Genomic DNA, 11590 nt, shown 5'->3' on the forward strand with positions numbered 1-11590 from the left:
AAACGGTATATAGTTAGTAAAGGAGTTTGAATAAATGGCAAAGAGTGTAGTAATTGCTGAGAAACCATCAGTTGCACGTGATATAGCAAAAGTATTAAAGTGTACAAAAAAAGGTAATGGATTTTTAGAAGGTGACAAATACATCGTGACTTGGGCTCTTGGGCATTTAGTGACGCTTGCAGATCCTGAGACTTATGATAATAAGTATAAAACATGGACTCTTGAAGATCTTCCAATGCTTCCAGAACGTATGAAATTAGTTGTTATAAAACAAACGGGAAAACAGTTTAATGCTGTGAAACATCAACTTACTCGAAATGATGTTAATGAGCTGATTGTGGCTACCGATGCAGGAAGAGAGGGCGAATTAGTCGCACGTTGGATAATTGAAAAAGCAAAAGTAAATAAACCAATTAAGCGTTTATGGATTTCTTCTGTAACAGACAAAGCAATTAAAGATGGTTTTAATAATTTAAAACCAGGTAAAGCTTATGACAATTTATATGCCTCAGCCGTTGCCCGCTCTGAAGCAGATTGGTATATTGGCTTAAATGCTACCCGTGCATTAACAACAAAATTCAATGCTCAATTAAACTGTGGGCGTGTACAAACTCCAACTGTAGCTATTATTGCTGGTCGTGAGGATGAAATTAAAAACTTTAAGGCTCAAACATACTACGGTATCGAAGCTCAAACAAACGATAGGTTAAAACTAACTTGGCAAGATGCAAATGGTAATAGCCGTAGTTTTAATAAAGAAAAAATCGATGATATTGTAAAAAATCTAGATAAACAAAATGCCACTGTTGTGGAAATTGATAAAAAGCAGAAGAAGTCATTCTCTCCTGGTCTTTACGATTTAACTGAATTGCAACGTGATGCCAATAAAAAGTTTGGTTACTCTGCGAAAGAAACATTAAACATTATGCAGAAATTATATGAACAACATAAAGTGCTAACGTATCCTCGTACAGATTCACGCTACATTTCATCTGATATCGTTGGAACACTTCCAGAGCGTCTAAAAGCATGTGGTGTTGGAGAATACCGTCCTTTAGCACATAAAGTATTACAAAAGCCTATCAAACCTAATAAATCATTTGTTGATGATAGTAAAGTGAGCGATCATCATGCGATTATTCCAACAGAAGGATACGTTAACTTTTCAGTATTCACAGATAAAGAACGCAAAATTTATGATTTAGTTGTAAAACGTTTCTTAGCTGTTTTATTCCCAGCATTCGAATACGAGCAACTAACATTACGTACCAAAGTTGGTAACGAAACGTTCATTGCACGCGGAAAAACGATTTTACATGCTGGTTGGAAGGAAGTATATGAAAATCGATTTGAGGATGATGATGTAACTGATGACGTAAAAGAGCAGCTTTTACCTCGTATCGAAAAAGGCGATACATTAACTGTAAAGTTAATTATGCAAACATCAGGCCAAACGAAAGCACCTGCACGTTTTAACGAAGCGACTTTACTTTCAGCAATGGAAAATCCTACGAAATATATGGATACGCAAAATAAACAACTTGCTGATACGTTAAAATCAACTGGTGGATTAGGTACTGTAGCAACGCGTGCTGATATTATCGACAAGCTATTCAATTCATTTTTAATTGAAAAACGTGGTAAAGATATTCACATTACTTCAAAAGGTCGTCAATTACTTGATTTAGTACCAGAAGAGTTAAAATCACCTACACTAACTGGTGAGTGGGAACAAAAGCTAGAGGCAATTGCAAAGGGGAAACTGAAAAAAGAAGTATTCATTTCCGAAATGAAGAACTATACGAAAGAAATTGTTTCTGAAATTAAATCGAGTGATAAAAAATATAAACATGACAACATTTCAACGAAGTCTTGCCCGGACTGCGGTAAACCAATGTTAGAAGTAAACGGCAAAAAAGGAAAAATGCTCGTATGCCAAGACCGTGAATGCGGTCATCGTAAAAATGTATCTCGTACAACAAACGCTCGTTGCCCACAATGTAAGAAGAAACTAGAATTACGTGGTGAAGGTGCAGGTCAAATCTTTGCATGTAAATGTGGCTATCGCGAGAAGTTATCGACATTCCAAGAGCGACGTAAAAAAGAATCTGGAAACAAAGCGGATAAACGCGACGTTCAAAAGTATATGAAACAACAGAAAAAAGAAGAAGAACCATTAAATAATGCATTCGCAGAAGCATTAAAGAAATTAAAATTTGATTAAAATGAGATCATAAAATTTAATTTAGCAGTTAGTTTAAAAACTCCATTTGGAATAAAGGTTATTCCAAATGGAGTTAATTCTTTAAATTATTTTTTTGATCTTATAAAGGAGTTTAATGTTTTCGGTGATTGTTATATAAGAAATTAATAAAAGTAATATTTAATTCTTCAGAACAAGAGTTATCAAGAGTTAATGAAATTTTTAAAAAATTAGATTTAAGGGATGCTCATAATATTATTCTGGTGGGCGCAAGAAAGAATAATAAATGATCTGCATGAATTGCTTAAGTTAATTTAGAACCAAGACCACATTAAAGTGGTCTTTTTCTTTATCAGCTGAAGTACTCTGTTCTATAAAGAGCGGCCATATAAGAACAAACGAAGGAATGGTATTTCTCCGATTAAGGGAAAAGAATACTTGTAGAAGCTACTTGAGGAGACAACTTAGAGGAATTGTCCACCTTTGTAAAATTAATAAATTACCTAAAATGGAAAAGTTAAAATAATCAATGATTCATGTGCATTTTTAGGAGGAAATATTTAGGTTTTTTCCAGCAGGAATCTCAATTGATGAAAGGTTAATATAATAAATTTAAGAAAATTAATACAAAAATAAGTTAACAAAGGTATTTGCTATTAACAAACATATATCTAATAAATACTATAAAAATCGTTCTGTTTTTATGAATGGAAATTTAAAAGTTACGTTCATTATACCTTGCATTACAAGTTATCGTATGTTATTTTTATGTTTATGTTTAAAGCACTTGTATTAAAAGTTAACAGAAGAGAGGGGAATGAAATGAAAAAATCAACACAAATGTTAAAAGGTGTTTTAGATGGATGTATTTTATCCATTATTCAAGAAGGGGAAATATACGGTTACGAATTAAAGGAAAAATTACATAACTATGGCTTTCACTCTTTTTAGTGAAGGGACGATATATCCATTATTATTACGTATGCAAAAAGAAGGATTAGTTACGAGTGTATTAAGGGAATCTACGACTGGTCCAAAAAGAAAGTACTATGCGTTATCAAAAATGGGGGAAAAGGAATTGGATAAATTCAAAGAGCGTTGGGACGATTTAAAATTATTTGTTGAAAATGTAATTAATAAGGAGGGGAAGTAGAATTATATGCAAGAAGTCTGCTCAATTTTTAATCGAACTTAGAATGCTGTTATTGTAACAAAGAGTCACCATATCAAAAAAGAAAATTATACGTTTCGAAACAAATTAATCGGTTACTAATGTGACAAATTGTATACTGTCATGAAGATAATCTTATCTATGTCGGCGTATCCGGTAAAAACTTTGTTATTAATACAACAAGTGCAAATGAAAACGTAGTTTTGAATATAAAGAAGATGAGAATTGGAATAGCAAATTTTAATTTACTTAATCCAATTTATAACCCTAAACAAAAAACAGTTAAATTTGATACATAGGATGTTTAAATTGTACTACTAATTCTATATGCAAATGTACCTTTAGTAAATAATGAGCCTAAACTCGTTTATTTAGTTGTTCTGCCAAATGAAGTTAAACTTAAAATAGCCTTAATAAGACCACTAATGATAATAATAGTTGTATAAGGAGTATTATTTCGAAAAAACATCATAAAAACTTAATAATGACCTAATGATTTTTAATCTTAACAATCGCTGTTGATGTATACATAATATTACGCACTGCAACTACCAAAAAGAACTTGTAGCAGTGCTAATAAGAAGAACATGTCTCAAATTTTTTCTCATTCGAATTGTACTCCAGGATCTGTAATCATTTTAAGTAAAGGCGGTTTTTCTTCGCCAACTTTCTGTTTATTTAAACTCACTTCCTCTATAATAAATTTTTATATTAATATAAATGGTTATAAGGGGGAGTTTCACATCCTCTTTATTCTCGAGGATGTGAAATGCCTACTAAAACAATGGGTATGTGTAATAGAGAATAACATTCCTACTACACTAGTAATTTATTCATAACGAAGTGCTTCAATTGGATCTAATTTTGCAGCTTTGTTCGCTGGAATTAATCCGAAAATAACGCCGAGTGTTATTGAGAACAATACGCCGCCTATGACAACTTCCCATGAAACAAGTGGTGGCCACTTTGCAAACGTGGAAACAATATATGCACCACCATAACCAAGCCCAATTCCTATCAGCCCACCAAGAAGCGTTAACATAACTGCTTCAATTAAGAACTGTAATAAAATTTTGCTGCGCGTTGCACCAAGTGCTTTACGTATACCAATTTCACGTGTACGCTCCGTTACAGATACGAGCATGATGTTCATAACACCGATACCACCAACAATTAGTGAAATACCAGCGATACCACCGATGATCATTGTCATAATCCCTGTCATCTTTGAAATGCCTTCTTGAAGTTCTTTTAAATTTAGAACCTCGTATTTACCAGTTACGTCACTTGGTTTGCGGCTGTTTAAGACATCGGCAGCTTTTTTACCTGCTTTCTCTAAATCATTTACATTTTTGGCTTGAACAGAAATATTTTGAATTTCATCTTTCCCATATAGTATTGGCCATAATGAAATTGGAATTAATATTTCTGATGTTCCCATTCCCATAAACTCACTATCTGATTTGTAGATACCAATAATTTGCATTGGTTGTCCCTTTATTTCAATAATTTTACCTACTGGATTGGCATCCTTAAATACCTTTTCTTCCATTTGTTTACTAATCATGACAACGTTATTACCTTGGTCCACATCTGATTCTTGTAAAGAACGTCCCTTTAACAACTTTACTTTATTTACTGCAAAGTACTCACTATCTAATCCAGTAATACTTACCATTTCTTTTTTATCTTCAATATCAAGTGGTTCCATGCTTGAGTTTGTTGTCACAACATGTGTGATCTCTGAGATTTTTTTATTTCAAAAATATCTTCTTCAGTTATTTTCGGTGCTTCTACCATTTCCATACCAAAAGGATCATTCATATCTGCACTATAATGAATTTGAACAGTTTGATTACCTGAACCAGCAAATTGAGATTTCAGCATCGATTCCCCGCCCTGTCCGATTGCAACGACAGTAATAATCGAACCTACTCCGATAATAATACCGAGCATCGTAAGAGCAGAACGTAGTTTATGAGCTAAAATAGAAGACAGGGCAATTTTTATACTATCTAGTAAACTCATACCGCACACCTTCTATCTTCTGTAACTTTCCCGTCCCGCAGTACAATGCGGCGGGACGAATACGCTGCTACTTCCTCTTCATGCGTAACCATAACAATCGTCGTGCCTTCTGCATTAAGCTTCGTGAAAATATTCATGACCTGCTCACCAGACTTCGTATCAAGTGCACCAGTCGGTTCATCGGCCATAATGAACGTTGGATTATTTGCAATCGCTCTTGCAATCGCTACACGCTGCTTCTGTCCACCTGATAACTCATTTGGTAAATGATGCACACGATCTGCCAATCCAACTTTACCTAACGCCTCCAAAGCACGCTTGCGACGCTCCGCTTTCTTCACGCCACCATATACGAGCGGAAGCTCAACATTTTCCACTGCTGAAAGACGCGGCAGCAAATTAAAATGCTGAAACACAAAACCAATATATTCATTACGAATTAAAGCAAGTTTTGACTCATCTGCTGTTAGGATATTCACGTCGTTCAGCATATATTCGCCTTCTGTTGGACGATCTAAACAACCGATAATATTCATAAGCGTCGACTTACCAGAACCAGACGGCCCCATAATCGAAACAAATTCACCACTCTGAATCGTTAAACTAATACCGTGCAAAATCGGCACTGCCAATTTTCCTTGATAATACGTTTTAGCAATATGATTTAACGTAATCATTTCTCTTTCACTTCCATTCCGTCATACACATCTTCGGAAGGATTTTTAACCACCTTTTGCCCCACTGTTACGCCTTCTACAATCTCTGTCCAGTCTCCATCAGTAGATCCTTTTTTCACATTTTGTTTACGAAGCTTTCCTTTATCCTCAACATAAACAAATGCATCATCGCCCTTTTCTACAATGCTCTTAGTTGGAACAGCAACCATCTTCTTATTCCCTAAATTTACTTGTAGAGAAACGTGATAACCTGGAGATAAACCATCTTGACTATCAAGACTTGCTTTATATGTATATTGAGACATATTTTGAGTTGCCTCACCTACACCACCGGCTTGAGCCATCTCTGCACTTGTTGGAAACTCACTTACCTCTGTAATCTTACCTGTCCATTTCTTCTTATTATTTGCTTTCGCCGTTACAGTAAATGTTTGATCTTTTTGAATTTGTGACTTCTGAAGCTCAGTTAACGTCCCTTGAATTTGGAACGGATCTTTAGAAGCAATTTGTAAGAATGCTTTCCCCTGACCACCTACCGCTTGAGATGAGCTTTGTGCAGCATCTTTATCTAACTTTTGAACAACACCAGCAAAATTACTATAAATCGTAAGTTCTTTCTGTTGCTTTTTTAATTCTTCTGCTTGCAACTTTCCTTTTTCTTTCTCAAGCTCAGTTGTCTTTTGCTGCATTTCTAGTTCATTTAGTTGCTCTTCCAGTGGATTTATGATTTCTGTAGTAGCACCGCTATCTTTTGTCTTCTTAATTTCTTGCTTCAATGAATCTATTTTCTTCTTGCTTTGATTGTATTGCATATCTGCCATCTTTTGATCAAGCTCAGCTTGTTTCATCTTTAAATTAATTTCCTCATTATCATAAGAGAATAACTTCGTACCTTTTTCTACCTCTTGTCCTTCTTTTACCGTAATATCCTTCACTTTTCCTTTAGTCGAATCTGTGTAGAATCCTTCAATATTTCCTGGTTTCACTTGTCCGGAAATTAACTTCGTATTATTAAGTTTACGTTCTGATACCTTTTCGAAACTTACAGTACCTGTCTTAACCTCGCCTTTCTTCGTACTTTGCATGACAAAAATGTTAATAGCTGCAACAATAGTAATTAAAATAATAACACTAACAATAATCCTTTTCTTCTTATTTGAAGTATGGACTTGATTTTGTAACATAACTTATCTCCTTTACAATAATTTATTTTTAATTTGTATAGTAATTAAATACTATAACAAAATTTGTAAAATAACATAATAAGATAACCATTCCTAATTTCTTACTTATCGTATTAATAATGCGGTTGAAAAGAAATTTCATTCAACTAGAATAGGAAATTTATATTATTTTCTTTCAAACTGATCTAGCGTAATTAAATTGCTTTCTCAGTAAATTAAATAACCAAATATATTTTAATATGAACTTTTTAACTTCGTAAAACTAATTTTATAAATATACAAATTTACATATTTATAAAATGTTTTTTTATGGTATTATTTTCTAGTACCCGGGGAACAACATAAAAAATAGAATTTGGGATATTTAATTCTTGTATTATTTTATATAATTAAAAGGATGTAAGGGTTAAATGGATATTTAGGGAGGAAATTTAAATGAAAACAGTAATGATTAGATCACTTATCGGTTGTAGCGCAGCTACTGCATCAACTATTATTGATTATATGGATTGGATTTCTTATGCTTCATTATTAATGTCTCTAACTGGAATTGGTGCTTCTGCATCAGCTGCTGTTTGGGCATATCGTGCTACAATTTTAGGAATGACTAGAATGGGTAAGAGAGCTGCAGCAAACGCACTTTAAAAAGATATTAAGGTGGGGTTGTTTAGCCCCACCCCTAATAAATTTGGACTCCTTTCTTAACAAATAATAAACTTTTAGTTAGGAGAGGAGTCCAAGATGATTAGGAAAATATGAATAATAGAGAAAGTAACAAACGATATGGTATTGCGTCATAAGAAGAATCAATAAATGTTTTTTATAAGAGTGGGGCGTTATTCTTCAAATAGAGTAATAAATATCGTATTACGGCGGAGTAGAAATGTCTAAGAAAAGTATATTCCTTTATATAAAATTAAAATGAACCAATGAATGGAATTTAGATTTAATACAATTAGGCAATGAAATTACTAGATTTGTACCACCAAAATAAAATAATGATAAACTATTAAAAATAAGAAGTAGTGTTCAATTTTAGGGGATGGTCAGTTAACTTTGTTTATTATAAAGGGGATTAAAAATGATCAAATTAAAAAATAAAAGAATAATTAATTTACTATCTTTTTGCCTTCTGGCTTTGGTGATTTTTGCAAACACATTTTTTTCAATTAAAAACTTTGGCGTGATTGAACAATTTGATATAATCCAAAAAAATTACCTCTATTTACCAATTAGTTTGTTATTGTCTTTTTAACTTCGATACAAGTGATTGTGGGTATTACTGTGGTAATAATAGAAACACTATTTGTTACTTTTATTACAAACTTTATTGCTAATAAAAAATTAAACTTTAGCAACTTTTTATCAGTAATAATTTTTTCAAATATATCTTCTATATTATTAAATATGACGGTTATTTGGATTGTTGGGTTGAATAATTTACAAGACCTTGAATGGCTAGGCTGGTCTCCAGGTTCTCAAATGTTATTATCTGGTTTCGTTTATCTATATTTATCAAATTTAAATGATTCTATCTCAAATAGATTAAAAGTTAAAATAAGTGTAATTATATTCTCAATAACTTATGGTTTGACTTTTATCATTCAAATGCTGATGACTTTTGTGTAATTTAAATAACTTTAGGAAGGTGAGTTAAATGGAAAAAAAATTTAAAACTACAATGAAGATAATATTAGTAATAGCGGTTCTGTCTGGTTTGGTAGCAAGCTTTAGCCTAATAAAAAATATTGTGAAAATATTAGGAAATTGAAGAAGATGAAGTACTTCAAATACAAACGATTAATGAAAAAAAGAAAAGCATTTGCCAATATAGAGCTTTTATTGGGGGATTTTCTAAATAAGTTTGCTGATGGCGATAAAAAGTTATTGCTAACTTTTTTGTATAACGTAAATGTAGTCATTACTTTCGTTTCGATATTAGCACCAATTTTTGTTTACGAGCTAATTTATTATTTTCGTTCATTTATAAACCCTTTTTATATTGCTACTACTTATTTTTTTGTGACAATGTTAATCACAGATATTAATAATGATGATTATGACCCAGAAGAGATGGAGAATGTTTCTCAGTGGATGTATAGTGCTCAAGAAAATAATTTTAAATTACTTATCATAAAAAAACTATTGTTAACATTTGGATTTAAAATTCTTTTTTATTGTTCTTTTATTATCATTTTTATGAGGGAACTCTATTTTAGTTACACAACAATATTTTTATATGAGTTTTTAGTATTAATAACTGTTTTAATTACTATTATTTTGAAATTCTTATGGAGTAATCATCAGATTGTCTTTTTATTTATAAACGGACCAAATAATACGAAAAAGAAAGAACATATAATAAAAGATCGAAATGATTCACAATTTGATAAGTATCAAATTGCTTTATCTAGATCTTGCCAAAATAGAACTTATTATTTACATATCCTATATACTTATATATTTACAATAGCTTCTCTATGTATAATAGGGATTTTAAATTTTTATTTTAATATTAATAAATTCATTATTATTTCTGTTTATTTAGCTTCTGAAAGCGCTATTATAAGTTTTATATCCCAAGGAATCATAAATAGCTCAAAAATGTTACAGGGATCTAATTTAAGTGATTTTTATTATATAAAGAAGTTTGATCAAAAAAATTATTATAATAATTTACTTTCTAAGTTTCTTTCAAGAAAGCTCATAGCAATCCTGATTGGTTATTATCTTGGTGTAATCATTCTTTACGGATTGTCATTATTTACAGCTATCATTATTGTATGTTCAACAATTATCTACTTCTACTCAATAAAAATCATTACAAAAAGAGTCTATCGCTTTAAAAAATTATCAATAGAAGATATAAAAAACAGTTTCTTTTTGTATTTCTTTAATCCTATTGAAGATCTTTTAATTTTAGGCTTGCCTTTTATTACCTGCAGTGTTGTAGCTGTTTATTCAATGAGATTAGGAAATATATATCCTATAATGGTTTTCTTCATTGTATATTCTAGTTATTTATTGTTATATAATTTCCTTACAAAAGAGAGGTAAGACATGCTTGAATTGATAAACATAAAAAAAATATGGTGAATCAACTTACATTTTTGATGGAATAAACTTGAAAGTAGACAATATGAGTATTGTAGAATTAGTGGGTAAAAATGGTATAGGTAAATCAACGTTATTGAATATAATTGGTGGAATGACGAAATTTGATGGGGAACTCATACTAAATAAATTTTCAGTAAAGGAAAATTTTAAAGAGTATATTGCAGGTGTCTCATTAATTGGTAATACACCTTTCTTATACGATTATTTAACACCCTCTGAAACAATAGATATGGTACTATCTTTCCTAAATAGAGAAAGATTAGATTCATCTTTAGAACATCTCATTCAAGAGATTGGACTCGATAAATATCAAAATACTTATACACGTGAATTATCATTAGGAACTAGACAAAAACTATCATTAATACTAGCTCTTCTAACTTCGCCTAATTTAATTCTCCTTGATGAACCTTTTGTTAATTTTGACATTAGGTCGAGGAAAGTTACTCTAGATTATCTGAAGGATTATATAATTCAACATAAAGCAATTTTAATTTATGCAACTCATTCAACAGATACTGATGTAGCGAATTTTTCAGATAAAAAAATAATTTTAAAAAGAGATGAGCAACTCGATAAAGTAGTTCTGGAGAGTGATAATTGTGAAACCTAAATTATTTAGTATTTGTTTTATTGCTTGTTCAGTTATAGGAAGCTCATTTTTCTTTTTGGGTTTTTTACTACTTCCTAATGAACAGTTTAGTCCCAATTTACAGCCTTCTTTCATTACTATTTTTAGTACTAACTTTGAAATCCATTTTACTACAATCATATTTTCCATTATTAGTTTCGGATTTTTTTCTTTAATTTTTCTGTTCCAACAGTTTTTTTCTTTAGGATTTGCTTTTCATAGTTTGGTAGAAAAAACTTCCTTAAAAACAGCATATTCTTATTTTGCAGGTCATGGAATAATTGAAATCATAAATATGTTCTTCACTGCAGCAATAGGTTTATTTGTAGCAGTATGCATTGTTAACATAATTAGAAAGAAAGAACTTAATAAGAATTCATTTATCATATTAGGAAAAAATCTTTTAGTGCTATTAATTATAGATTTACTACTTTTATTAGTTGCCGCATTATTAGAAACATATTTATCTGTAATCAACGATTGTAAAATACCCAATAACAACGGTTTTAAATTCCCCAAAAATAACAGATAATCGTTTCGAAACAAACATCAAAGATGGAGTGAAGAAACGGTGCTGAA

At 31.3% G+C, this 11590-nt stretch carries 8 protein-coding genes and 2 pseudogenes; 7 read left to right on the forward strand and 3 right to left on the reverse strand.

Annotated features, from left to right (window positions below):
• Nucleotides 1-34: 34 nt before the first annotated feature.
• On the forward strand, nt 35-2224 hold the full coding sequence (gene topB, locus PDQ33_RS03140; protein ID WP_219913316.1) for a DNA topoisomerase III: 2190 nt from the start codon (nt 35-37) through the stop codon (nt 2222-2224).
• Nucleotides 2225-3025: 801 nt separating this feature from the next.
• Nucleotides 3026-3356 (forward strand): annotated as a pseudogene (locus PDQ33_RS03145) (PadR family transcriptional regulator).
• Nucleotides 3357-4203: 847 nt separating this feature from the next.
• Here the strand turns inward: PDQ33_RS03145 and PDQ33_RS03155 are convergent.
• The 3 genes and pseudogenes from PDQ33_RS03155 to PDQ33_RS03165 all read right to left on the reverse strand — a co-directional run bounded on the left by PDQ33_RS03155 (nt 4204) and on the right by PDQ33_RS03165 (nt 7263).
• Nucleotides 4204-5402 (reverse strand): annotated as a pseudogene (locus tag PDQ33_RS03155) (ABC transporter permease).
• The gene (locus PDQ33_RS03160; RefSeq protein WP_000631604.1) at nt 5399-6079 is read right to left on the reverse strand and encodes an ABC transporter ATP-binding protein; all 681 of its coding nucleotides are present in this window, start codon (nt 6077-6079) and stop codon (nt 5399-5401) included. The pseudogene PDQ33_RS03155 and the gene PDQ33_RS03160 overlap by 4 nt, the downstream one beginning before the upstream one ends.
• Nucleotides 6076-7263, reverse strand: a complete 1188-nt coding sequence (locus PDQ33_RS03165; protein ID WP_270754698.1) for an efflux RND transporter periplasmic adaptor subunit — start codon at nt 7261-7263, stop codon at nt 6076-6078. The genes PDQ33_RS03160 and PDQ33_RS03165 overlap by 4 nt, the downstream gene beginning before the upstream one ends.
• A 435-nt stretch (nt 7264-7698) precedes the next feature.
• Here PDQ33_RS03165 and PDQ33_RS03170 point away from each other — a divergent pair, with 435 nt between their 5' ends.
• The 5 genes from PDQ33_RS03170 (at nt 7699) to PDQ33_RS03190 (ending at nt 11543) form a co-directional block, all read left to right on the forward strand.
• Entirely contained in the window at nt 7699-7908 is a 210-nt protein-coding gene (locus PDQ33_RS03170) for a hypothetical protein (RefSeq protein WP_000859781.1), read from the forward strand.
• 639 nt (nt 7909-8547) lie between these two features.
• Nucleotides 8548-8892, forward strand: a complete 345-nt coding sequence (locus tag PDQ33_RS03175; protein WP_235435291.1) for a hypothetical protein — start codon at nt 8548-8550, stop codon at nt 8890-8892.
• 147 nt (nt 8893-9039) lie between these two features.
• Nucleotides 9040-10320: a sugar transporter gene (locus PDQ33_RS03180; RefSeq protein ID WP_270754699.1), complete on the forward strand. Its 1281-nt coding sequence runs from the start codon at nt 9040-9042 to the stop codon at nt 10318-10320.
• Between the two features lie 82 nt (nt 10321-10402).
• A complete protein-coding gene (locus tag PDQ33_RS03185) occupies nt 10403-10993 on the forward strand; it encodes an ABC transporter ATP-binding protein (protein WP_230209922.1) in 591 nt (196 codons plus the stop codon).
• On the forward strand, nt 10983-11543 hold the full coding sequence (locus tag PDQ33_RS03190; RefSeq protein WP_270754702.1) for a stage II sporulation protein M: 561 nt from the start codon (nt 10983-10985) through the stop codon (nt 11541-11543). The genes PDQ33_RS03185 and PDQ33_RS03190 overlap by 11 nt, the downstream gene beginning before the upstream one ends.
• Nucleotides 11544-11590: the final 47 nt, after the last annotated feature.

It is taken from the genome of Bacillus cereus group sp. Bc031, assembly GCF_027716265.1.
Lineage (GTDB): Bacteria > Bacillota > Bacilli > Bacillales > Bacillaceae_G > Bacillus_A > Bacillus_A paranthracis.